This window comes from Streptomyces sp. NPDC033845 (assembly GCF_055576225.1).
Window position 1 is genome coordinate 46,959 of the sequence record NZ_JBVIRI010000007.1, and the last position, 22,278, is coordinate 69,236.

Here is a 22,278-nt window from a genome sequence, read left to right on the forward strand (position 1 = left end):
ACGACAAGAGGTTCTTAGGTGAACGGACGCGGCCATGCGCATCGGAGAGCTGAGCTCCCGGACCGGGGTACCGGTGCCCACGATCAAGTACTACGTCCGCGAGGGCCTGCTTCCGGCCGGTGAGCTCAGCAGTCCCAACCAGGCCAGCTACGGTCCGGCGCACGAGCGGAGACTGCGGCTGGTGCGCGGTCTGCTGGAGGTCGGCGGGATGTCGGTGGCCACCATCCGGGAGGTGCTGACGGCGGTCGACGACCAGGAGCAGCCGGTGCACCGGCTGCTCGGCACGGTGGCCCACCGGCTGGTGCCCGAGCACGCCTCGGCCCAGGACGCGGAGCTGGACCTGGCCCGGGCGACGGTGGCCGGCCTGGTGGCGGAGCGGGGCTGGCTGGTGCCCCTGGAGCACCCGGCCTGCGAGGCCCTGGCCGCTGCGCTGGCCGCCGTGCGGCGGGCCGGGCACGGGGCCTTCGCCGAGGTCCTCGGCGCCTATGCCGGCGCCGCCCAGCAGGTGGCGGAGGCCGACCTCGGCTATGTGGCGAGCGGGGTGGCCCGGGAGGACCTGGCGGAGTCCGTGGCGGTGGGCACGGTGCTGGGCGACGCGATGTTCGCCGCCCTGCGCCGGATGGCCCAGACCGACACCTCGGCCCGGATGTACGGGCTGCCCGGCGACTGAGCCGACGGGCAGCCGGCGGTGGCGGGCCCGGCCGGACCGGGCCCCGCGGCAAGGCTCGGTGGTCAGGCCTGGCGGCGGACCTCTACCACCCGGAAACGGTTGGCGACGAAGGCGCCGTCGCACAGGGCCGCGTTGGCCGCCGGGTTGCCGCCGGAGCCGTGGAAGTCGGAGAAGGCCGCGGTCTGGTTGACGAACACCCCGCCGGTGAGGTTCAGCGACAGCTGCGCGGACTCCTCCAGGCAGACCTCCTCGATGGCCCGCTCGGTGTCCGCCGAGGTGGTGTAGGCCCCCACGGTCATCGCGCCCTTCTCCCGCACCGTACGGCGCAGCAGGTCGAGGGCGCCCGCCGTGGAGTCCACCGCCACCGCGAAGGAGACCGGGCCGAAACACTCCGAGAGGTACGGGGCGGAGCCCTCGGCCTCCGCCGAGTCCCCGGGCTTGGAGGCGTCGAGCTTGACGATCACCGGGGTGCGGACCACCGCGGCCGGGAACTCGGGGTTGGCGACCTCGCGGGAGGCCAGGGCCACCTCGCCCAGTCCGGCGGCGGCCTCCAGCCGCGCCTTCACGTCCGGGTTGACCAGGGCGCCGAGCAGGGCGTTGGCCCGGGCGTCGTCGCCGAGCAGCCCCTGCACCGAGCGGGCCAGATCGGCCACGACCTCGTCGTAGGACTTGTGGCCGGCGTCGGTCTCGATGCCCTCGCGCGGGATCAGCAGGTTCTGCGGGGTGGTGCACATCTGGCCGCTGTAGAGGGACAGCGAGAAGGCCAGGTTGCCGAGCATCCCCTTGTAGTCGCCGGTGGAGTCGATGACCACGGTGTTGACGCCGGCCTTCTCCGTGTGGACCTGCGCCTGCCGGGCGTGGGTCTCCAGCCAGTCGCCGAACTCGGTGGAGCCGGTGTAGTCGATCAGCTTGATCTCGGGGCGCAGGGCCAGGGTCTTGGCGATGCCCTCGCCCGGCCGCTCCGTGGCCAGGGCCACCAGGTCGGGGGAGAACCCGGCCTCGGACAGCACCTCGCGGGCCACCGCCACGGTCAGCGCCAGCGGCAGCACGGCCCGCGGGTGCGGCTTGACCAGCACCGCGTTGCCGGTGGCCAGGGAGGCGAACAGGCCGGGATAGCCGTTCCAGGTGGGGAAGGTGTTGCAGCCGATGACCAGGGCGATGCCGCGGGGGACGGCGGTGAAGGTCTTGCCCAGGTTCAGCGGGTCCTTCTTGCCCTGGGGCTTGGACCAGTCGGCGCTGCCCGGCACCCGGGTCTGCTCCTCGTACGCGTACGCCACCGCCTCCAGGCCGCGGTCCTGCGCGTGCGGGCCGCCGGCCTGGAAGGCCATCATGAACGCCTGCCCGCTGGTGTGCATCACCGCGTGCGCGAACTCGTGGGTGCGGGCGCTGATGCGGGCCAGCACCTCGATGCAGACCAGGGCGCGGACCTCCGGTCCGGCGTCCCGCCAGGCCGCGATGCCGGCCTTCATGGCGGGCAGCAGGACATCGGGGTCGGCGTGCGGGTACTCCACGCCCAGCTCCGGTCCGAACGGCGAGACCTCGCCGCCGGTCCAGCCGTCCGTCCCCGGCTGGCCCAGGTCGAGCCGGGTGCCGCGCAGCTCCTCGAAGGCGCGCAGGCCGTCGGCGGGGGCGGTCTCGCCGTACGCCTTGGGGTGTTCGGGGTGCGGGGACCAGTAGGCGCGGCTGCGGATGGCGTCCAGGGCCGCGTCGAGCGTCGGGCGGTGCTTCTCGGAGAGCTGAGCGGCGGACAGGTCGGCGGCGGCCATCAAGACCAACTCCTCGTTGAGCCGGGCGTAGCGGAGCAGACTGGAGTTAGAGTAACCGAACGATCGGTCGGGACAAGAGGGCCTGTGTCCCCCTGTGGACAACCCATGCGAGAGGATCGGGGACATGACAGCTATCCAGCGCTCCCGCACCGTGGCGGTCGTCGGGGCCGGAACCATGGGCCAGGGCATCGCACAGGTCGCCCTTCTCGCAGGTCACCGCGTGCTGCTCCACGACGTGGACGCGGCCCGCGCGGAGGCCGGCCGGGCCGCCGTCACGGACCGCCTGGCACGGCTGGTCGCCAAGGGTCGTCTGGACGGGGCCGAGGCGGACGCCGCCGCCGGCCGGATCGAGGCGGTCTCCGAGACGGCCGCGCTGGCCGGCTCCGCCCTGGTGGTCGAGGCCGTCCTGGAGGACCCCGAGGTCAAGCGCGAGCTGTTCCGGGCCCTGGAGCCGGTGGTCGGGCCGGAGGCCCTGCTGGCCACCAACACCTCCTCCCTCTCCGTCACCGAGATCGCCGCCGGCCTCGACCACCCCGGCCGCTTCCTCGGTCTGCACTTCTTCAACCCGGCCCCGCTGCTGCCGCTGGTCGAGGTGGTCAGCGGCTCCGCGACCGACCCCGCCGCCGCGGACCGGGCCTTCGAGACGATGATCGGCTGGGGAAAGGTCCCGGTCCGCTGCGCCGACACCCCCGGGTTCATCGTCAACCGGATCGCCCGCCCCTTCTACGCCGAGGCCCTCGCGGTCCACGAGGAGCGGGGCGCCGACCCGGCCACCATCGACGCCGTGCTCCGCGAGAGCGGCGGATTCCGGATGGGTCCCTTCGAACTCACCGACCTGATCGGCCAGGACGTCAACGAGACGGTCACCCGCTCGGTGTGGGAGTCCTTCTTCCGCAGCCCCAAGTTCCAGCCCTCGCTCGCCCAGCGCCGCCTGGTCCAGTCGGGCCGGCTGGGCCGCAAGTCGGGCCATGGCTGGTACCCGTACGGACCGGACGCCAAGGCCCCGGCCCCGCACACGGCCGGCCCCGAGGAGGCCCCGGCCGCCGTCACCGTGGTCGGTGACCTCGGACCCGCCGCCGAGCTGGCCGCACTGATCGCCGAAGCCGGGATCGAGGTCACCGAGGTCGCCGCCGGCGGCCCCTACATCCAGCTGCCCGGCGAAGGACAGCTGGTCCTCGCCGACGGCAGGACCGCCGTCGAGTTCACCGACGTCGTCTACTTCGACCTCGCCCTGGACTACCGGGGCGCCACCCGGATCGCCCTGTCCGCCTGCGAGGACACCTCCGAGCGGACCCTCGCCGAGGCCGTCGGCCTCTTCCAGCGGCTCGGCAAGAAGGTCAGCGTCATCGGCGACGTACCCGGCATGATCGTCGCCCGGACGGTGGCCATGCTGATCGACCTGACCGCCGACGCCGTCGCCCGCGGCACGGCCACCGCCGAGGACATCGACACCGCCATGCGGCTGGGCGTCAACTACCCCCTCGGCCCGGGCGAATGGCACGACCGGCTGGGCCGCGACTGGGCCTACGACCTGCTGCACCACCTGGACGAACGCTGCCCCGGGGGCCGGTACGCGCCCTCGCTGGCCCTGTTCCGGCTGGGGTACGCGGCGGACGACGAGGAGGGCGCGGAATGACCACGGCCAGGCGCGACACCTACACCCCCGAGACCCTGCTCTCGGTGGCCGTCCGGGTGTTCAACGAACGCGGCTACGACGGCACCTCGATGGAGCACCTCTCGCAGGCCGCCGGAATCTCCAAGTCCTCCATCTACCACCACGTCGCCGGCAAGGAGGAACTGCTGCGCCGGGCCGTCAGCCGGGCCCTCGACGAGCTCTTCGGCATCCTCGACGAGACCGGGGCCACCCGCGGCCGCGCCGTGGAGCGGGTCGAGTACGTCACCCGCCGCACGGTGGAGGTGCTGCTCGCCGAACTCCCCTACGTCACCCTGCTGCTCCGGGTCCGCGGCAACACCCGCACCGAGCGCTGGGCGCTGGACCGCCGCCGCGAGTTCGACCACCGGGTCGCCGACCTGCTGAAGGCCGCCGCGGCCGACGGCGACCTGCGGGCCGACGTGGACAGCCGGCTCGCCACCCGGCTGCTGTTCGGCATGGTCAACTCGCTGGTCGAGTGGTACCGGCCGCACCCCGACGCGGACGCCCGGGAGACGGACGCGCTGGCGGACGCGGTGGTCCGGATGGCCTTCGGCGGCCTGCGGACCCCGGGCGCCTGACGGGCGCGCCGGGCGGACCCGGCGCGCCCGCACGGCCCCGCCCCGAAGATCACCTGGCGTCCGGGGGAGCGTACGGACTGCCCTGATCCTCGGTGACCTGCGGGACCGTCGGGGCCGAGCGGTCGGCGGCCAGATCCGTCTCCTCGAAGACCAGCAGGGTCCGGGTGGACAGCACCTCGGGAATGGCCTGGAGCCGGGTCAGCACCAGCTCCCGCAGGGTCCGGTTGTCCGGGGTGTGCACCAGCAGCAGTACGTCGAAGTCCCCGCTGACCAGGGCGATGTGCGCGGCCCCCGGCAGCTCGCGGAGCTGTTCCCGGACCGTCCGCCAGGAGTTCTGGACGATCTTCAGGGTGATGTAGGCGGAGGCGCCCTGCCCGGCCCGCTCGTGGTTGACCCGCGCGCTGAACCCGCGGATCACCCCGTCGTCGATCAGCCGGTTGATCCGGGCGTAGGCGTTGGCGCGGGAGACGTGCACCTGCTCGGCGACCGAGCGCACCGAGGCGCGGCCGTCGCTCTGCAGCAGCTGGATGATCGAACGGTCTATCGGGTCCAGGGGACGGGGCGGTGCCGCCGGCCCCTCACCCGACCGGACCATTTGTTCATCGGTCATTGCCCCCGGCCTCCCTGTCATGGACGTCCTGTACCCATCCCAGGCTGTGGACATCCGTTTGTCCACAGCCTGGAGCCGCCTGTAGCCAAACTGCGCCCACGACCGAACAATCGGTAGGTGAGGCGCCTCACACCGCAGTGCGCCGCCTGCCCGCTTCCCACGAGGAGGTGTACGCCGCCATGACGGTCCAAGAGCTGCCCGGTGCCGGTGCGTCGTCGTCCCACCGGCCCACCCCGCCGCCCGCCTGGAGCCCCCGCACGGACGCCGCCCCGCTGCTCCCGGACCCCGAGCCGTACCGGGTGCTGGGCACCCCGGCGGCCGAGCGGCTCGACCCCGCGCTGATGCGCCGCTGCTACACGGAGCTGGTGCGCGGCCGCCGGTACAACGCGCAGGCCACCGCGCTGACCCGGCAGGGCCGACTGGCGGTGTACCCCTCCACGGTCGGGCAGGAGGCCTGCGAGATCGCCGCGGCCCTGGTGCTGGAGGAGCAGGACTGGCTCTTCCCCAGCTACCGGGACACCCTGGCGGCGGTCGCCCGCGGTCTGGACCCGGTGCAGGCGCTCACCCTGCTGCGCGGCGACTGGCACACCGGCTACGACCCGCGGGAGCACCGGATCGCCCCGCTGTGCACCCCGCTGGCCACCCAGCTGCCGCACGCGGTGGGCCTGGCCCACGCGGCCCGGCTGCGGGGCGACGAGGTGGTGGCCCTGGCCATGGTCGGCGACGGCGGGACCAGCGAGGGCGACTTCCACGAGGCGCTCAACTTCGCGGCCGTCTGGAAGGCCCCGGTGGTCTTCCTGGTCCAGAACAACGGCTTCGCGATCTCCGTCCCGCTGGCCAAGCAGACCGCGGCCCCGACCCTGGCCCACAAGGCCGTGGGGTACGGCATGCCCGGCCGGCTGGTCGACGGCAACGACATCGCCGCGGTGCACGAGGTGCTCTCCGAGGCGATGGACCGGGCCCGGTCCGGCGGCGGACCCACCCTGATCGAGGCCGTCACCTACCGGATCGAGGCCCACACCAACGCGGACGACGCCACCCGCTACCGCGGCGACGCCGAGGTCGAGGCCTGGCTCGCCCACGACCCGGTGCTGCTGCTGGAGCGGGAACTGACCGCGCGCGGCATCCTCGGAGAGACGGATGTCCGGGCGGCCAAGGAGGCGGCGGAGAAGATGGCGGCCGAGCTGCGCGAGCAGATGAACGCGGACCCGGTGCTGGACCCGATGGAGCTGTTCGAACACGTCTACGCGGAGCAGACGGGCCGGCTGCGCGAGCAGGCGGAAATGCTGCGCGCCGAGCTGGAAGCGGAGAACGAGTGATGGCCGTGTCGCAGCTGGCGGCGAAGCCCGCCACCATGGCGCAGGCCCTGAACCGGGCCATGCGGGACGCCATGGCGGAAGACCCCACGGTCCACGTCATGGGCGAGGACGTGGGCACCCTGGGCGGGGTCTTCCGGGTCACCGACGGGCTGACCAAGGAGTTCGGCGAGGACCGCTGCACGGACACCCCGCTGGCCGAGGCCGGCATCCTCGGCACCGCCGTGGGCATGGCCATGTACGGGCTGCGCCCGGTGGTCGAGATGCAGTTCGACGCGTTCGCCTACCCCGCCTTCGAGCAGCTCATCTCGCATGTCGCCCGGATGCGCAACCGCACCCGGGGCGCGATGCCGATGCCGATCACGATCCGGGTGCCGTACGGCGGCGGCATCGGCGGAGTCGAGCACCACAGCGACTCCTCCGAGGCGTACTACGTGGCGACCCCGGGGCTGACCGTGGTCACCCCGGCCACGGTCGAGGACGCGTACGGCCTGCTGCGGGCCTCGATCGCCTCCGACGACCCGGTGGTGTTCCTGGAGCCGAAGCGGCTGTACTGGTCCAAGGCCGACTGGTCGCCGGAGGACCCGGCGCGGGTGCCCGGGATCGGCCGGGCACTGGTCCGGCGGGCCGGCACCGGCGCCACCCTGATCACCTACGGTCCCTCGCTGCCGGTCTGTCTGGAGGCGGCCGAGGCGGCCCGCGAGGAGGGCTGGGACCTGGAGGTGATCGACCTCCGCTCGCTGGTCCCCTTCGACGAGGAGACGGTGTTCGCCTCGGTCCGCCGGACCGGGCGCGCGGTGGTGGTGCACGAGGCGGGCGGCTTCGGCGGACCCGGCGCGGAGATCGCCGCGCGCGTCTCGGAGCGCTGCTTCCACCATCTGGAGGCGCCGGTGCTCCGGGTGACCGGACTGGACATCCCGTATCCGCCGCCGATGCTGGAGAAGCACCATCTGCCCGGTGTGGACCGGATCCTGGACACCGTCGCCCGTCTGCAGTGGGGGAACTGATGCCTCAGGTGATGGAGTTCAAGCTCCCCGACCTCGGCGAGGGGCTGACGGAGGCCGAGATCGTCCGCTGGCTGGTCGCGGTCGGCGATGTGGTGGCCGTGGACCAGCCGGTGGTCGAGGTGGAGACGGCCAAGGCCATGGTGGAGGTGCCCTGCCCGTACGGCGGGGTGGTGACCGCCCGGTTCGGCGAGGAGGGCACCGAGCTCCCGGTGGGCGCCCCGCTGATCACGGTAGCCGTCGGGGCGGGGGCGGCTGACCTGGCCGACTCCGACCCCGGGGCCGTGCCCGCCGCGGGCCAGGACGGGGCTGCGGGTGCGGGTGCGGATCAGGGCTCCGGCTCCGGATCCGGCTCGGGCAATGTGCTGGTCGGCTACGGCACGGACCATTCCCGGCCGGCCCGCCGACGCCGCATCCGTCCGGCCGGGACGGGTGCGACCGGTGTGGCCGCCGTGACGGTCGCGGCTCCCGCCGTGGTCCCGGTGGCGGTGCCCGTGGCGGCTCCGGCGGGCCCGGTCGCGGTGGCGGCGGGACCGGTGGCGGTGATCTCGCCGCTGGTGCGGAAGCTCGCCCGGGACAACGGGCTGGACCTGCGGGCCCTGACCGGTTCCGGTCCGGACGGGCTGATCCTGCGGGCCGATGTGGAGGCCGAGCTCAGAGCCGCCGCAGCTCCGGCCGCACCGGTGGCCGCAGCCGGCGCCGCCCCGGTGGACGGGGCCGTGCGCATCCCGCTCAAGGGGCTCCGGGGAGCGGTCGCCGAGAAGCTCTCCCGCAGTCGGCGGGAGATACCGGACGCCACCTGCTGGGTGGACGCCGACGCCACCGAGCTGATGGCGGCCCGCGCCGCGATGAACGCGGTGGGCGGACCCAAGATCTCGGTGCTGGCCCTGCTGGCCAGGATCTGCACCGCCGCGCTCGCCCGCCATCCGGAGCTGAACTCGACGGTGGACCTGGCGGCCGGGGAGATCGTCCGGCTGCCCTCGGTGCACCTGGGCTTCGCGGCCCAGACCGAGCGCGGTCTGGTCGTACCGGTGGTCCGGGAGGCCCAGGGCATGAGCCCGGAGGCGCTGTCGGCCGAGTTCGCCCGGCTCACCGAGCTGGCCCGGACCGGGAAGCTGGCCCCGGCGGACCTCACCGGCGGGACCTTCACCCTCAACAACTACGGGGTGTTCGGTGTGGACGGCTCCACTCCGATCCTCAACCACCCCGAGGCGGCCATGCTGGGCGTCGGCCGGATCACCGCCAAACCGTGGGTGCACCAGGGCGAGTTGGCGGTGCGCCAGGTGGTGCAGCTGTCGTTCACCTTCGACCACCGGGTGTGCGACGGGGGCACGGCCGGCGGCTTCCTCCGCTTCGTCGCGGACTGCGTGGAGAACCCGGCGGTGCTGCTCCGGTCCCTCTAGGGGGCTCCGCTACAGCCAGATGTTGCGGGCCGCCGTCCACAGGGCGGCGGCCGTGAGCACCGCCGTGATCCCGCGGCGGCCCAGCGGCAGCCGGAAGCGGCGGCCCAGCAGGGTGGCCGAGGCCAGCCAGCGGCCGTAGCCGAAGGCCACCGCCGGCAGCAGGCCCAGCAGCACGGCGTTGGCGCGGACGGCGGCCGGCAGGTCCCCGTGCAGCAGGCTGTACGCCATCCGGGTGCCGCCGCAGGCCGGGCAGTCCAGACCGGTGACCAGCTGCCAGGGGCACCGGGGGAGCAGCTGCGCGGGGTCGTAGGGGCTGTGCCCGTAGAGGTAGACGGCGCCCGCGACGGCCGCGGCTCCGAGCACGGCCGGCAGGGCCCGTACCGTCCACGGTACGGGCCCTGAAGGAGTGTCGGGCAGACTCACGGTCAGCCGCGCAGGACCCGGCCCTGGGAGTCGGTGGTGGTGGTGCCGACCAGGATCATGATGGCGTCGATCAGGGCCCAGATGCCCAGGCCGCCGCAGGTGAAGAGCTGGGCCAGGGCCATACCGGTGTGACCGGTGTAGAAGCGTCCGGCACCGAAGCCACCCAGGAACAGCTGCAGGATGCCGGCGACGACCTTGGACTTCTCGGAGTACGGGACACCGTTCGGGGCGTAGCCGTAGGGCGCGTTGGGGTCGGACTGCGGGAAGGACATGAAGGGCTGGACCTTATCTGCTGAATTGACGCATGTTCAGGAAAGCGCGATCAGATCGTCGCACTTACCGTCACCTTATATGGCGTCGAAAGCCCCCAGGGAGAGGGCCGAAGGTCACAGATCAGCGACTGAATCCGTTGTCAAGATCACCGGAGCAGCAGGAGTTTTCCCACGTGGGCCCCGGATTCCAGCACCCGGTGCGCCTCGGCCGCCTCCGCCATGGGGAACTGCCCGAATACCACGGGCCGGACCCGCCCTGACTCGATCAGCGGCCAGACGTGCTCCCGGACCGCCGCCACGATGGCCGCCTTCTCCTCCAGTGGACGGGCCCGCAGCGAAGTCGCCGTCACCGCAGCCCGCTTGGCCAGCAGCGCGGCCAGATTGAGTTCCGCCTTGATCCCGCCCTGCAGACCGATGACGGCGAGCCGGCCGTTCACCGCCAGCGCCTCCACGTTCCGGGACAGGTACTTGGCGCCCATGATGTCCAGGATCACATCGGCACCGGCTCCCCCGGTGGCCGCGCGGAGCTCCTCGACGAAGTCCTGCTCGCGGTAGTCGATGAGGATGTCCGCGCCCAGTTCGGCACAGCGGGCCAGCTTCTCCGGGCCGCCCGCCGTCACGGCGACCCGCGCCCCGACCGCCTTGGCCAGCTGGATCGCCATGGTGCCGATCCCGCTGGCCCCGCCGTGCACCAGCAGGGTCTCGCCCGGACGGAGATGGGCCACCATGAACACGTTCGACCAGACCGTGGCCGCCACCTCGGGCAGGGCCGCGGCGGTCGCCAGATCGGTCCCCCGGGGCACCGGAAGCAGCTGGCCGGCCGGGACGGCCACCCGCTCCGCGTACCCCCCGCCCGCCAGCAGGGCGCAGACCTCGTCGCCCACCGACCAGCCGGAGACTCCCGGACCGAGGGCCGAGATCCGCCCCGAGCACTCCAGTCCGGGATACGGGGAGGAGCCGGGCGGCGGATCGTAGAACCCCTGCCGCTGGAGCACATCGGCGCGGTTCACCGCGCCGGCCGCCACCTCGACGAGGACCTCGCCCTCGCCGGGCACCGGATCGGGTACATCGGCCCAGACCAAGGCCTCGGGGCCGCCGGGCTGCGCAATGGTGATCGCATGCATGGCCCGGACAGTAGTACGCCCGCTCAGTCGGCGGGGGGCAGCGTCACCGCACGGCCGGCCGCCGGGTCCGCCCGGACGATCACGATCAGCCGGTCCGTCAGCTGGAGCGGGCTCGCGTGCGGATCGTCGTAGGCCAGCAGCCGGTGGCCGCGCAGCACGCTCACCACCAGGTCACCGGTGTCCCGGACGGACTTGCCGACCTCGGCCTTGTTCACCGGCCGCTCGATCATGTCCAGTCCGCTGCCCTGCTGGATCAGGTCCTCCATCACCGTGCCCGCACTCGGGCTGAGCACCGAGAGGCCCAGCAGCCGGCCGGCCGCACTGGCGCTGGTGATGACGGCATCGGCTCCGGACTGCTTCAGCAGCGGGGCGTTCTCCTCCTCGCGCACCGCGGCCACGATCTTCGCGCCCCGGTTGAGCTGCCGGGCCGTCAGGGTGACCAGCACCGCGGTGTCGTCCCGCTGGGTGGCCACGATGATCTGACGGGCCTTCTGCAACTCGGCCCGGAGCAGCACATCGGACCGGGTGGCATCGCCGACCACCCCGGTGAATCCCTCGGCGTTGGCGATGTCGATCACCTTGGCGCTCGGGTCCACGATCACGACCCGCTCCTTCTCCAGCCCCTTGGCCAGCAGGGTCTGCAGGGCCGAGCGGCCCTTGGTGCCGAAACCGACGACCACCGTGTGGTCACGCAACTGCTTCCTCCAGCGTTTCAGCCGCCATTCCTCCCGGGTCCGTTCGGTGAGGACTTCGAGAGTGGTGCCGACCAGGATGATCAGGAACAGCACCCGCAGCGGGGTGATCAGCAGGATGTTCACCAGCCGCGCGCTGTCGCTGTACGGGACGATATCTCCGTACCCCGTGGTCGACAGGGTCACGGTGGCGTAGTAGACGCAGTCGAGGAAATCGACCTGGTCATTGGCGTTGTCGTGATAGCCCGCACGGTCGATGTAGACGATGGTGACGGTCAGAGCCATCACCACCAAGGCCATCAGCAGCCGCTTTCCCACCTGCCAGAGCGGCTTCTCCACAATCTGCTTCGGCAGTTTGACGCGCCGTGAGGCGAGCTTGTCATCCGCATTGCGCGCCATTGCGTCATGGCCGCCCAGTTTCACGTGAAACACTCCCCCGCCGAGACTGCCCAGGGCAGTTCGAGAATCTCCAGTTCCTGACCGGCCCGGGCCCCGCCGCGCGGCACCACGGCCAGCGCGTCGGCCGCCGCCACACCCCGCAGCATGGCAGGCCCGCTGTAGCGCAGTGGCACCGCCAGGTCCCCCGAGAGCACCACGGGCACCAGACGGGTGTCCCGCGGATGCCCGGAGACCGCGTCGCGGACCGGCGCGGTCCACCCCGGCCGAGGGGCGAACCCGGCCAGCGCGCGGAGCAGCGGCTCGGCCAGGGTCAACAGCCCGGAAACCGCTGCCAGAGGATTCCCCGGCAGCCCCACCAGGTGCCGGCGGTCGTCCAGCCGGGCCAGCAGCATCGGATGGCCGGGGCGCACCGCCACCCCGTCCACCAGCAGTTCCGCACCGACCCGGGACAGCACCGGATGGACATGGTCCACCGGTCCGCCCGCCGTGCCCCCGGTCGTGACGATCAGATCGGCGGGGGACCCGGCCAGGATCCGGAACAACTCCTCGACGTCCGCCGGGCCGTCGCCGAGCCGCCGGGTACCGATGACATCGGCGCCCAGCCGGCGCAGCCAGGGGCCCAGCATCGGGCTCAGGGCATCCCGGATCAGCCCCTCCTGCGGCAGACCGGCATCGAGCAACTCGTCGCCCAGCACCAGGACCTCCACCCGCGGGCGGGGACGGGTCACCAGGGCGTCATAGCCGGCGGCGGCGGCCAGACCCAGTACGGCGGGGGTGACCCGGGCCCCGGACGGCAGCAGCAGATCCCCCGCGCGGCACTCCTGACCGCGCGGGCGGATGTCCTGACCGGCGACCACCGGGCGCTCCGCGAACAGCCGCTGCTTCTCCTGGTCGGCGCGGGCGTGCTCGCTGCGGATCACCGCCATGGTGTCCCGGGGGATCCGGGCGCCGGTGGCGATCGGTACGGCCTCCCCGTCGGCCAGCGGTGGGGGCAGAGCCGTGCCGGCCAGCACTCCGCCGGGGCGGACCGACCAGGGGCCGGGGCCGGCGACGGCCCAGCCGTCCATGGCCGAGGTGTCGAAGGGGGGCAGATCGGTGAGGGCCGCCAAGGGCTCGGTCAGGACCTCGCCGAGTGCCTCGGCGAGCGGCGCCCGATGGGATCCGGCCCGGCGGGCCGCTCCCGCCCGGGCGGCCGTCTCCCGGGCCCGGGCCCAGGTGGCGGCCCGGTGGCCGCCACCATCCGGGTTCCGGGCCACCAGAGCCAGGGCCTCGTCCAGCGCCTGCTCACCGGGCCCGCGCACCCGCCCCCCGCCTGCGGCGGCCACGCCACCCGCTCCGGCCGCGCCCGTGGCCTCCGGCCCGGCGGGCCGGCCCGACGCCTGCGCCCGCGCCGCGGCCCCGGCCACTCCGGCCGCGCCACCCGCTCCCGCCATGTCTGCTCCGGCCGCGCCGGCTCCGGCCGCTCCCGCCGTGTCGGCCGGGCCGGTGGTCTCCGGCCCGGCGGGAGGGCGCGGCGGCTGCGCCGCGGACCCGGGGGCCGGGGGCTCCTGCGCGGCTGCGGCCATGGGCTGCGCGTGCTGGGGCGCGGCCACGGTGGGGCGCGTCGGCTGCTGCCGCAGCGCGAGGTCCGCCAGCCCCTCGACCGGCACCGCCGGTCCATCGGGGCCACTCCCCGCGCCATGGCCCACCTCGGCCTGCGCCCCTGCGGCCCGCGCCGTACCCGACGCTGGGGCGGCGCCGGTGGCGCCCGCCCCGGCCGACTCCCCCTGAGACTCGCCGCCGGAGGCCGTACCGGGCTCCGGCACGGTGCCCGCCGGGCCCGGCCCCATGCCGGTGGCACTGCCCGCATCCCGGGCCGTCTCGGCCTGCGACCGCGATTCCGCGGCGTGTCCCGTACCCGGCTCCGCCGCAGTGCCGTTGGCGTCGGCCGATCCCTTGGCCGGCCCGGACCCCGGCTGCGCCTGCGGCGCGGTGCCGCAGGCGCAGCCCGAACCCTCGGACGGCTCGGGCTGCGGCGGCGCCCCTGTGGCGCGGGCGGCAGTCGGCTGCGGTGCGGCGTCGTTGGCGCCCGCGCCGGGATCCGGCAGCGCGCCTGCCGGGCCCGGGCCGGTGTCTTCGGCCCCGGACGCCCCCCTGGCCGCCTGCGCCTGCGGCCCGCGGGCTGAGGCCCTACCGGGCTCCGGCGCGGCGCCTACCGGGCCCAGGCCGACGCCGGTGGCGCTGCCCGCATCCCGGGCAGGCTTGGGCGCCTGCCGCGACTCCGTGGCTTGCGCCGAACCGGGCTCCGGCGCGACGCCGTGGGCCTCGGCCGATCCCCTGGCCGGCCCGGGCCCCTGCTGCGCCTGTGGCGCGGCGGCGGGGGCCGTGCTCGGGCCGGGTCCGGTGCTGCTGGCGTCGGCCTCGGCCGACCCTGTGGGCGGCTGCGCCTGCGGCGCGGTGGAGGACGCGCCCGGGTCCGGCAGAGTGCCTGCCGGTCCGGTGCCGGTGATGTCGGACTCGGCCGACCCGCTCGTCGGGTCGGGGCCCGCCGGCGGCTGGCCGGCGGAGGCCGTGGCGGGCTCCTGTGTGGTGCCCGCCGGGTCCGTGCCGGTACGGGTGGCGTCGGCGCCAGCTCGTTCTCCGGCGGGCGCGGGGTCCGTGGTGCGGGTCGCAGTGGTGGGATCGGTGCGTGTCGGCCTGGCGGCATGCGCAGGCTCCGAGGTGCGGGCCGTACCCGGCTGCGGTGCGGCGTTGTTGGCGCCCGCGCCGGGATCCGGCAGGGTGCCTGCCGGGCCGGTGGCGTCGGCGCCAGCTCGTTCTCCGGCGGGCGCGGGGTCCGTGGTGCGGGTCGCAGTGGTGGGATCGGTGCTTGTCGGCCTGGCGGCATGCGCAGGCTCCGGGGCATGGGCCGTACCCGGCTGCGGTGCGGGGTCGTTGGCGGCAGTCGGCCCCCCGGCGGGGGCAGGCTCTGGGGCGTGGGCCGTGGCCGTGGCGGGGGCTGTGCCCCTGGTGTCGGCCTGCCCGCCGGTCGGCTCGGGTTTCGGGACGGTGGTGGCGGCCTGACCCTCCGTCGGCACGCGCTCCGTGGCGTAGCCGTCGGTCGGCCCCCCGGCGGGAGCGGGCTCCGTGGCGCGGGCCGTGGCGGTGGGATTGGCGCTCGTCGTTCCGACGGCCGGCGCAGGTTCCGTGGCGCGGGTCCTGCGGGTGCCGGATTTCGTGGCGCGGGCCGTGGCCCTGGCGGCTGCCTGCCCGCCGGTCGGGCCGGGCTTGGTGGTGTGGGTGAGGGGTTCTGGGCGGCTGAGGAGGTCGATGGGGTCCACCGGGCCCAGGTGGAGGTGCGGGTATGCCGTGGGGGGCGGGGGCTCGGGTGGGGTGGTGGGGAGGAGCTGGGTGGGGGCCTCGGAGGACGGGGGGCGGGTGAGGCCCGTGGCGAAGGCGAGGGCTTCGTCCAGGGCGTGTTCCGCCGGGTCGACGGGGCGGGAGGCGGGGGGCGGGGTCATCCGGAGGGGGGTCCTTCGCCGGTCTCGGTCTCGGCGGCCCACCGCAGGGCCAGTTCGGCGGCCTGCCGGGAGGCGCGGGTCACGGCCTCGGCCGGGTCGGTACCGGCGGCCTGTGCCTGGGCGGCGGCGTAGCCGACCAGGAAGGTGGTCAGTGGTGCGGCGGGCCGGGCGACGCCGTGGGCGGCGTCACGGGCGAGGTCGAGCAGGGTCTTGGTGTCGACGTCGAGGTCGATGCCCAGCTCGTTCTTGACGGCGGTGATCCATTCGTCCAGCACGTTCCCATGCTCCCTGATCCTGGCCCTGGCGGCCGCGAGGTCCTCCCAGGTGTCGCAGTCGAAGGAGGCCGACGGCGGCGCCTGGACCCGGGCCAGGTCCAGTTCGGCGGTGAGGGCCCGGAGCGGGAGTCCGACGAGGGTGCCGTGCTCGGCGGCCAGCAGCGCGAGCTCGCGGCGCAGGGGTTCGGCCCGGTAGGCGGCGACCAGCGGCTGGTCGCGGCCCGTGGGATCGCGCAGCAGGGCCCCGTCGCGGTCGCCGGGGGCCGCCAGCAGGTCCCGTACGGTGTCGGGCGCGAGGAAGGGGAGGTCGGCGGAGAGGACCAGCAGCAGGTCGGCCGTGGTGTGCCGGAGTCCGGCGTCCAGGGCGGCCAGCGGGCCGCCGCCCGGCGGCTGCTCCAGGGCCCAGCCCACCGGGCGGCCGGTGGGCCGCCGGCCGCCGACCACCACGGTGGTCCGGGCGTCGGCGCAGGCGGCGAGGACCCGGTCGAGCAGGGCCCGGCCGCCGACGCTCAGCGCGGGCTTGTCGGCCCCGCCGAGCCGCCGGGCGGCTCCGCCGGCCAGGACGATGGCGTCGTAGGTCATGCAGCCGAGTATGCGTGGCGCGTGTCTCCGTCGTGGTCACCCGTTTACACGCGTCTTAACCCGCCCCCGGACCGGCCCCGGACCGGCCCCGGACCGGCTGCGGAACGGCCCCGGACCGCCCGCGTCCCCCGGCCCTGGGGGCACGGGGGACGCGGGTCCGAGGGGCTTACAGGTACGGGCCCGAGCGGATCGCTCCGTGGGGGCCGTCCTCCTCGTCGTGCGAGGCGCCCGGGGGAAGGGCGCGGCGCATCTGTTCCAGTTGGGCCCGCGCGGCCATCTGCTGCGCGAACAGGGCGGTCTGGATGCCGTGGAAGAGCCCTTCGAGCCAGCCCACCAACTGCGCCTGCGCGATCCGCAGTTCCGCTTCGGAGGGGATGGCCTCGTCGGTGAACGGCAGCGAGAGCCGTTCGAGTTCCTCCACCAGTTCGGGAGCCAGTCCGTCTTCCAGCTCCTTCACCGAGGAGGCGTGGATGTCCTTCAGACGGACCCGGCTGGCCTCGTCCAGAGGAGCGGCACGGACTTCTTCCAGAAGTTGCTTGATCATGCTGCCGATCCGCATGACCTTGGCTGGCTGTTCGACCATTTCCGTCACCGGGACCTCGCGCGACTCGTCATCGGCGCCGCCGACCGCCATCCCGTCCTGGCCCACGATCAGTACCTGCGGGGGGCTGTCCTGCGACCGTTCACTCCTCGGCATCTCCATGCCGTCATTGTCTCGCACACCTTCGTCACCACACGGTGTGCCCCCGCGGAGGGGTGATCCACCCTCCGCGGGGGCAGCGGGCCGGTCAGCCCGCGGCCCGGCGGGCCAGGGCGCCGTGGGAGCGGGTGACCAGGGCGGCCAGCAGGGCCGCGCCCAGCGGGACCAGGACCAGCAGCGCTCCGAGGGTCTCCCAGGGCACCACCACGGGCACGAAGGGCTTGACGTCCGATCCGAACCCGCTCGCCAGGGACTCCTGGTAGTGGGCCAGCTGTTCGCGCCGTTCGGTGAGCCGGAGCCCGACGGCGGGCAGCACACCGGCCGCGGAGCCCAGCACCACGCCCATCGCGGCGACCACCCCGCACTGGAACCCGCTGAGGGTGCGGCGCACCCGGGGAGCGGCGCCGACGGCGGCGAGGGTCTTCAGGTCGGCCTCGGCATCGGCTTGGGCCAGGCCGGTGGCGATGCCGGCGGCGCCGATGGTGACCAGTCCGGCGAAGACGGTGAGGACGAGCAGCATCAGCTGGGTCTCGCCCTGGTAGCCGTCCTCGATCCGGAACGCGGCGGCCAGGCCCATCCGGTCCAGTTCGCCGTCGAGCTTCTGCCGCTGCTCGCTGCCGGCCCCGCCGTCCAGGGTGAAGTACGTGCCGAAGGGGACGGTGCCGAGTCCGGCGGCCTTGGCCGCCGAGGGCGGCAGGACCAGTTCGATGCCCCAGGCCTCGGCGGATTCCGGTGCCTGGTGGACCGGGAAGCCGATCAGCTTGCCGGGCGGTTCGGTTCCGCGGGAGAGCGCCTCCTCGGCCTTCTGGAGGTCGGTGACGGCCCGGATGGTGGCCTTGCCGTCCTTGATGTTGCGGCGGTCGAAGGAGACGGCCTTGCCCTCGGACAGGGCCCGGGCGGCGGCCGGATCGGAGACGGCGAGCGCGGCCAGCAGCTTGGCGTCGGCGACCACGGTCTCGTGTTCGGCGTAGTGCGGCTGTTCCTTGCACCGCCAGTCGGCGTTCAGGGCCTTGCGCTGGGCCGGGCTGAAGGGGTCGGTCTCGCTGCGGTCCTCCCAGAGCGGGCAGCGCTGTTCCTTGGGCACCACGATCTCGGCCCGTCCGCAGCCCTTCTCGATCGCGTAGGGGTCGCAGTCGGCCCGGCCGATCACGATGCGTGCCACGTCCGCCCGGACGTCCAGGGGCAGGTTGCGGGCGAGGGCCTCGCGGGCGGCGGGCATGTCCCGCTGGCCGCCGGCCTCGGTGGTGCTGAGGAGTCCGGTGCCGGCCGGCAGCTGGGCCACGTACTCGTGGCGCATCTGGACGTCCCGGCTGTGCTGGTACGTGGCCACGGCGACGGTGCCGGCCACCGCGGCCAGTACGGCGGCCACGGCGGGGGCCGTGCGTCCCCGGTTGCGGACGGCGTCGCGCAGCGCCAGCCGGGGGGACAGCGGCAGCCAGCGGCCGAGCCGGCCGAACAGCCCGACCAGGGTCGGGGTGAGGGCGACGATGCCCAGTTCGGCGAGGGCGCTGCCGCCGGCGACGACCACGAAGCCCATCTCGGAGAACGTGCCGAGCAGGGCGATCGCGGCGCCGACCGCGACCGCGACCATGCCGATCACCGGGAGGACCCGGTTGGCCCGGCGCACTCCGCGGCGGCCGGTGAGCGAGGCCAGGACGGTGGCCCGGGAGGCGGTGACCGCGGGGGCGATGGCGGCCAGCAGTCCGGTGACCACGGCGAGCAGGGCGATGCCCGCCAGCTCCAGCGGACGCACGTCGAAGTGCCCGAAGCGGTTGCCCAGGAGGTCTTCCAGCACCGGTCGCAGGGCCAGGGTGAGCAGCAGGGCCAGCAGGATGCCGATGAAGGCCGCGGCGACGCCGATGACCAGGCCGCCGGAGAGCACGATGGCCCGGATGTGGCTGCGGTCACCGCCGTTGGCGCCGACCAGTCCGAGCTGTCGGCGGGAGCGCCGGGCGCCGACCGCGAAGGCGGGGCCGGCCAGCAGGCAGATCTCCAGCATGGCCAGGCCGACCACGGTGGCCAGGATGGCCATCTCGGTGGTCTGCCCGGTGATGCCGGGCTGGTAGGCGTCCTTCTCCTCGGTCTGGTAGAGCGGCACCTCGGAATCGGCGGGCGGATCGAGGATCACGGCCCGGGAGACGACCACGGCGCCCTTGGCGTTGGCCTCCTTGACCATGTTCCACGTGAAACCGGCGCTGCCCGCCACCTTCACCAGGTACTGGTCCTCGGTCATGACGCCGCGGAGTCCGGCCGCCTTCAGGTCCCGGTCCAGCGGGTCCAGCAGGGTGCCGGGCGGGGCCAGCAGCTGCTTCTCCTTGAGCTCGTCCGGCAGTTCGTAGGCCCCGACGATCGTGTAGGAGGTGCGCGACTCGCGGGGGGTCACCGAGGAGCCGACCGACAGCCCGGACTCGTCCAGGAAGGCCTGGGTGGCGATGAGTTCGCCGGACCGCTGGGGAAGCCGTCCCCGGTCCAGGGTGTAGAGCCCCTTCAACAGCGGGCCGCTGGTGTCCAGTTCTCGCAGGCCGGTCTCCATCACCCCGTGCGCGGTCCGGACCTTGGCCTGTCCGGACCGGTCCTTCAGGGCGGTGGACCCGGCCGGCAGGGCGTTCTCCAGCTTCGGCCGGGCCTGGTCCTCGCGCCCGGGTTCCGAGCTCGGCCCGTTGCCCCAGCCCTCCGCGGGCATGTACATGTCCCCGTCCGGGGACTGGAGGATCGGGTTCCCGCCGACCGTCTCGGAGAAGGTGACGAGCGCGTCGGTGGCGCCGAGGGTCCGTGCCAGCCGCTGTTCCGGGGACAGCTCGGCGCTGCGCAGGGTCAGGTCGGCGGCGCTCACGCCCAGGATGGGCAGCGCGATCATCGAGAGGACCAGCAGGCTGCGGCCCTTGGAGCGCCAGGCGTCGCGGCGGGCGATCCGGATGGCCGCGACCCAGGAGTGGTACCAGGAGATCACTGGCCGGCCGCCTGCCCGGAGAGCAGGCTGTCGGCCTGGGCGCTCAGGGTCTCGTCGACCACCCGGCCGTCCCGGAGGAAGACCACCCGGTCCGCCCAGGCGGCGAACCGGGGCTCGTGGGTGACCAGGACCCCGGCGGCGCCGGCGTCGCAGCGGGCCCGCAGCAGGCCGAGGACGGATTCGCCGGTCTCGGAGTCCAGGGCGCCGGTCGGCTCGTCGGCGAGCACCAGCCGGCGGTCGCCGACCAGGGCGCGGGCGATGGCCACGCGCTGCTGCTGGCCGCCGGACATCTCGTCCGGGAACCGGTCGGCGAGCTGGGCGAGGCCCATCTCCTCCAGGGCGGCCAGGGCGGAGACCCGGGCCTTGCGGGCGGATATCCCGTCGAGTTCGCGGGGCAGGGCCACGTTCTCGGCGGCGGTCAGGGCCGGGATCAGGTTGTAGTCCTGGAAGACGTAGCCGATGCTGCGGCGCCGCAGGGCGGCCAGCTGCTTGCGGTTGGCGGTGGTGATGTCGGTGCCCTCGACGATCACCCGGCCGCCGCTCGGGGTGTCCAGGCCGCCCGCGAGGGTCAGCAGGGTGGACTTTCCGGAGCCGGACGGGCCCATGACGGCGACGAGTTCGCCCGGGTACACGGAGAGGTCGATGCCGCGCAGGGCGTGCACCTCGGTGGCGCCGGTGCCGTGCACCCGGGTGAGCTGCTGGAGCCGGAGCACGGGTTCGGGTCGCCCGGAGGGCTGCTGCGGGTGGTGCCGGGTGTGGTGCTGCTGCTGGGTGTGGTGCAGGTCGGACATGGTGGTGGGGTCCCCCCTGGGACGGTTTCCGGGTCGGATTCGGGTCGGATTCGGGTCGGATCCGGGTCGGTTTCCGGGTCGGCTTCCGGGGCGGTTCAGCCGTGCGGGTGGCTGGCCGCGGGCCGCTCGGAAGCGATGGCGGTGGCCTGGGTCGGTGCGGGCTCGGCCCTCCGCTCGGCCAGGACGGAGAGCCGCACCAGCCTGGTCTCGGAGTGGTCGAGCCAGCGGGCCTCGGCCTCGGTCTGGAAGATCAGCTGTTCGAGCACCAGCAGCCAGGCCACGTCGTCGCGTTCGCTGGTCTGCCCGCTCTCGATGGAGGCCAGGGCCTGGGCCTTGAGCCGGGTGTAGTCCTGCATCGCCTTGATCGTGGCGCGCCGCTGGGCCTGGATGACGGCGCGGATGTCCACGCCGGGTGCCCCGACCGCCATGGCGAGCTTGATGGAGAGCTCGTCGCGGGGCGGGTTGGTCCGGTCGACGGGCCGTTCGTACCAGGTGGCCAGCTCGGTGCGGCCGGCCCCGGTGATGGCGTAGAGGGTGTGCCCGGCATCGTCCTCGCCGCCCGGTTCGACGAGGCCGTCGCGTTCGAGCCGGGCGAGGGTCGTATAGACCTGCCCGATGTTGAGGGGCCAGGTGGAGCCGGTGCGCGACTCGAACTCGGTACGCAGCTGTGAGCCGTACCGGGGGCCGCGTTCCAGCAGGGCGAGAAGGCCGTGGCGGATCGACATACTCAGTATGTATACCGAGTATGCCAGGCTGGGCAACCGCCCTGTGGCCTACATCTCAAGGGGGACGCGGACGGGACCGGCCGCCGGACCGGCCCCGGGGCCGGTCGCGGTTCAGTCGCGGCGCAGGCGCATCCCGATGAACCCGAGACCCACGCCCATCAGCGCGAATCCGGTGCCCAGCGGCAGCAGATGGGCGGCCAGATCGGCGGCCCGGGCGTTGGGCTCGGTCCCCAGCGCGGAGGAGGAGGTCCCGTCGCCCGTGCCGGGTTCCTCGGATCCGTCCGGCCGGCCGCTGGCGGCCGGACCCGGGGTCCGGGCGGTCTCGGGGAGGGTCTGGGGCTCCGGCAGCGCCTGGGCCTCGGGGCGGGCCGCCGTCCCGGGCGGCCGGGCCGGGCGGTCCGGCCGGCCGGCGTCCGGCCGCCGCTCCGGACCGGTGGGCCGCTCCCGGGCCCCGGGCTGCTGCTGTGCGTCGGGGTACTGCTGGGCGTCGAGCCGCTCCAGCCCCTCCGGGTGGACCGGCAGTGGCCGGGAGGCGAGGAGGGCGCGCGGGTCGGCGGGTGCCCCGGCGGGGCGTCCGGGCCGTTCCCGGCCGGCCCCGGCGGCGCTGCCGGCCAGCTCGCGGAGCCCGGAGTCCTCGGCCCGTGCGTACGGGTCGTCCGCGCGGCCGGCCGAGGCGGCCGGACCGGCCGGTGCCCGCTCGGCCAGCCCGTACGCGGGTGCGGCCGGCAGGAGCACGGCGCAGCCCAGCGCTGCCGCGGCGGACCAGCGCAGCGCGCGGAGTCGAGTCACGGGGAGCCCCTCCCGTACCGAACGACCGAGATGTCAGGCTCAGATTTGCATAAGTGTGCAAATCCGGCATCTCGGA

Annotated in this window: 18 protein-coding genes and 1 pseudogene; 6 read left to right on the forward strand and 13 right to left on the reverse strand. The window is 74.2% G+C overall.

Translation table 11 applies throughout. The features are described from left to right. Window positions 1-34 precede the first annotated feature (34 nt). Window positions 35-670, forward strand: coding sequence for a MerR family transcriptional regulator (locus ACZ50K_RS16870; RefSeq protein ID WP_468903344.1), 636 nt, complete (start codon window positions 35-37; stop codon window positions 668-670). A gap of 62 nt (window positions 671-732) precedes the next feature. Here ACZ50K_RS16870 and paaN read toward each other — a convergent pair whose 3' ends face one another. Next, the gene (gene paaN / locus ACZ50K_RS16875; RefSeq protein ID WP_468903346.1) at window positions 733-2,436 is read right to left on the reverse strand and encodes a phenylacetic acid degradation protein PaaN; all 1,704 of its coding nucleotides are present in this window, start codon (window positions 2,434-2,436) and stop codon (window positions 733-735) included. Window positions 2,437-2,560: 124 nt separating this feature from the next. Between paaN and ACZ50K_RS16880 the strand changes: the two genes are divergently transcribed. Continuing rightward, on the forward strand, window positions 2,561-4,072 hold the full coding sequence (locus ACZ50K_RS16880) for a 3-hydroxyacyl-CoA dehydrogenase (RefSeq protein ID WP_468903348.1): 1,512 nt from the start codon (window positions 2,561-2,563) through the stop codon (window positions 4,070-4,072). Continuing rightward, window positions 4,069-4,668, forward strand: coding sequence for a TetR/AcrR family transcriptional regulator (locus ACZ50K_RS16885; RefSeq protein ID WP_468903350.1), 600 nt, complete (start codon window positions 4,069-4,071; stop codon window positions 4,666-4,668). Before ACZ50K_RS16880 ends, ACZ50K_RS16885 begins: the two co-directional genes overlap by 4 nt. 49 nt (window positions 4,669-4,717) lie before the next feature. On the opposite strand, the gene ACZ50K_RS16890 is transcribed toward ACZ50K_RS16885, so the two are convergent. Beyond that, a complete protein-coding gene (locus ACZ50K_RS16890; protein WP_468903352.1) occupies window positions 4,718-5,278 on the reverse strand; it encodes an Lrp/AsnC family transcriptional regulator in 561 nt (186 codons plus the stop codon). A 179-nt stretch (window positions 5,279-5,457) separates the two neighbouring features. On the opposite strand from ACZ50K_RS16890, the gene pdhA reads away from it, so the two are divergent. Genes pdhA through ACZ50K_RS16905 form a run of 3 tightly spaced genes read left to right on the forward strand, consistent with a single transcriptional unit; the run spans window position 5,458 to window position 9,001 of the window. Continuing rightward, window positions 5,458-6,597 (forward strand): pyruvate dehydrogenase (acetyl-transferring) E1 component subunit alpha, encoded by a 1,140-nt coding sequence (gene pdhA / locus ACZ50K_RS16895; RefSeq protein WP_468903354.1) that lies wholly within the window; start codon window positions 5,458-5,460, stop codon window positions 6,595-6,597. Beyond that, entirely contained in the window at window positions 6,597-7,601 is a 1,005-nt protein-coding gene (locus tag ACZ50K_RS16900) for an alpha-ketoacid dehydrogenase subunit beta (RefSeq protein WP_468903356.1), read from the forward strand. The genes pdhA and ACZ50K_RS16900 overlap by 1 nt, the downstream gene beginning before the upstream one ends. After that, window positions 7,601-9,001, forward strand: a complete 1,401-nt coding sequence (locus tag ACZ50K_RS16905; RefSeq protein WP_468903358.1) for a dihydrolipoamide acetyltransferase family protein — start codon at window positions 7,601-7,603, stop codon at window positions 8,999-9,001. Before ACZ50K_RS16900 ends, ACZ50K_RS16905 begins: the two co-directional genes overlap by 1 nt. Window positions 9,002-9,010: 9 nt before the next feature. Here the strand turns inward: ACZ50K_RS16905 and ACZ50K_RS16910 are convergent, their stop codons facing one another. The 11 genes and pseudogenes from ACZ50K_RS16910 to ACZ50K_RS16960 form a co-directional block, all read right to left on the reverse strand. After that, window positions 9,011-9,424, reverse strand: coding sequence for a DUF2752 domain-containing protein (locus ACZ50K_RS16910; protein ID WP_468903360.1), 414 nt, complete (start codon window positions 9,422-9,424; stop codon window positions 9,011-9,013). Window positions 9,425-9,426: 2 nt separating this feature from the next. After that, window positions 9,427-9,678: pseudogene (locus tag ACZ50K_RS16915) on the reverse strand (TM2 domain-containing protein); the annotation flags it as partial. A gap of 164 nt (window positions 9,679-9,842) precedes the next feature. After that, window positions 9,843-10,820, reverse strand: coding sequence for an NAD(P)H-quinone oxidoreductase (locus ACZ50K_RS16920; RefSeq protein ID WP_468903363.1), 978 nt, complete (start codon window positions 10,818-10,820; stop codon window positions 9,843-9,845). A gap of 23 nt (window positions 10,821-10,843) precedes the next feature. After that, window positions 10,844-11,911 carry a potassium channel family protein gene (locus tag ACZ50K_RS16925; protein ID WP_468903365.1) on the reverse strand — a complete coding sequence of 356 codons (1,068 nt, stop codon included), beginning with the start codon at window positions 11,909-11,911 and terminating at the stop codon, window positions 10,844-10,846. A 20-nt stretch (window positions 11,912-11,931) separates the two neighbouring features. Further along, the gene (locus tag ACZ50K_RS16930) at window positions 11,932-13,476 is read right to left on the reverse strand and encodes a molybdopterin molybdotransferase MoeA (protein ID WP_468903983.1); all 1,545 of its coding nucleotides are present in this window, start codon (window positions 13,474-13,476) and stop codon (window positions 11,932-11,934) included. A 1,910-nt stretch (window positions 13,477-15,386) separates the two neighbouring features. Further along, window positions 15,387-16,247 (reverse strand): NTP transferase domain-containing protein, encoded by an 861-nt coding sequence (locus tag ACZ50K_RS16935; protein WP_468903367.1) that lies wholly within the window; start codon window positions 16,245-16,247, stop codon window positions 15,387-15,389. A gap of 166 nt (window positions 16,248-16,413) precedes the next feature. Next, window positions 16,414-16,950, reverse strand: a complete 537-nt coding sequence (locus ACZ50K_RS16940) for a bacterial proteasome activator family protein (protein WP_468903369.1) — start codon at window positions 16,948-16,950, stop codon at window positions 16,414-16,416. A gap of 85 nt (window positions 16,951-17,035) precedes the next feature. Beyond that, window positions 17,036-19,897 (reverse strand): FtsX-like permease family protein, encoded by a 2,862-nt coding sequence (locus tag ACZ50K_RS16945; RefSeq protein WP_468903371.1) that lies wholly within the window; start codon window positions 19,895-19,897, stop codon window positions 17,036-17,038. Beyond that, window positions 19,894-20,688, reverse strand: a complete 795-nt coding sequence (locus tag ACZ50K_RS16950) for an ABC transporter ATP-binding protein (protein WP_468903373.1) — start codon at window positions 20,686-20,688, stop codon at window positions 19,894-19,896. The genes ACZ50K_RS16945 and ACZ50K_RS16950 overlap by 4 nt, the downstream gene beginning before the upstream one ends. A 95-nt stretch (window positions 20,689-20,783) precedes the next feature. Continuing rightward, entirely contained in the window at window positions 20,784-21,413 is a 630-nt protein-coding gene (locus ACZ50K_RS16955; RefSeq protein WP_468903376.1) for a PadR family transcriptional regulator, read from the reverse strand. Between the two features lie 111 nt (window positions 21,414-21,524). After that, window positions 21,525-22,202 (reverse strand): hypothetical protein, encoded by a 678-nt coding sequence (locus ACZ50K_RS16960; protein ID WP_468903378.1) that lies wholly within the window; start codon window positions 22,200-22,202, stop codon window positions 21,525-21,527. Between the last annotated feature and the right edge of the window lie 76 nt (window positions 22,203-22,278).

Coding starts and splice junctions, on each gene's coding strand:
- ACZ50K_RS16870 (WP_468903344.1), top strand. CDS start 35: ATGCGCATCGGAGAGCTGAGCTCCCGGACCGGGGTACCGGTGCCCACG.
- paaN (WP_468903346.1), bottom strand. CDS start 2,436: ATGGCCGCCGCCGACCTGTCCGCCGCTCAGCTCTCCGAGAAGCACCGC.
- ACZ50K_RS16880 (WP_468903348.1), top strand. CDS start 2,561: ATGACAGCTATCCAGCGCTCCCGCACCGTGGCGGTCGTCGGGGCCGGA.
- ACZ50K_RS16885 (WP_468903350.1), top strand. CDS start 4,069: ATGACCACGGCCAGGCGCGACACCTACACCCCCGAGACCCTGCTCTCG.
- ACZ50K_RS16890 (WP_468903352.1), bottom strand. CDS start 5,278: ATGACCGATGAACAAATGGTCCGGTCGGGTGAGGGGCCGGCGGCACCG.
- pdhA (WP_468903354.1), top strand. CDS start 5,458: ATGACGGTCCAAGAGCTGCCCGGTGCCGGTGCGTCGTCGTCCCACCGG.
- ACZ50K_RS16900 (WP_468903356.1), top strand. CDS start 6,597: ATGGCCGTGTCGCAGCTGGCGGCGAAGCCCGCCACCATGGCGCAGGCC.
- ACZ50K_RS16905 (WP_468903358.1), top strand. CDS start 7,601: ATGCCTCAGGTGATGGAGTTCAAGCTCCCCGACCTCGGCGAGGGGCTG.
- ACZ50K_RS16920 (WP_468903363.1), bottom strand. CDS start 10,820: ATGCATGCGATCACCATTGCGCAGCCCGGCGGCCCCGAGGCCTTGGTC.
- ACZ50K_RS16925 (WP_468903365.1), bottom strand. CDS start 11,911: ATGGCGCGCAATGCGGATGACAAGCTCGCCTCACGGCGCGTCAAACTG.
- ACZ50K_RS16930 (WP_468903983.1), bottom strand. CDS start 13,476: ATGGCCGCAGCCGCGCAGGAGCCCCCGGCCCCCGGGTCCGCGGCGCAG.
- ACZ50K_RS16935 (WP_468903367.1), bottom strand. CDS start 16,247: ATGACCTACGACGCCATCGTCCTGGCCGGCGGAGCCGCCCGGCGGCTC.
- ACZ50K_RS16940 (WP_468903369.1), bottom strand. CDS start 16,950: ATGGAGATGCCGAGGAGTGAACGGTCGCAGGACAGCCCCCCGCAGGTA.
- ACZ50K_RS16950 (WP_468903373.1), bottom strand. CDS start 20,688: ATGTCCGACCTGCACCACACCCAGCAGCAGCACCACACCCGGCACCAC.
- ACZ50K_RS16955 (WP_468903376.1), bottom strand. CDS start 21,413: ATGTCGATCCGCCACGGCCTTCTCGCCCTGCTGGAACGCGGCCCCCGG.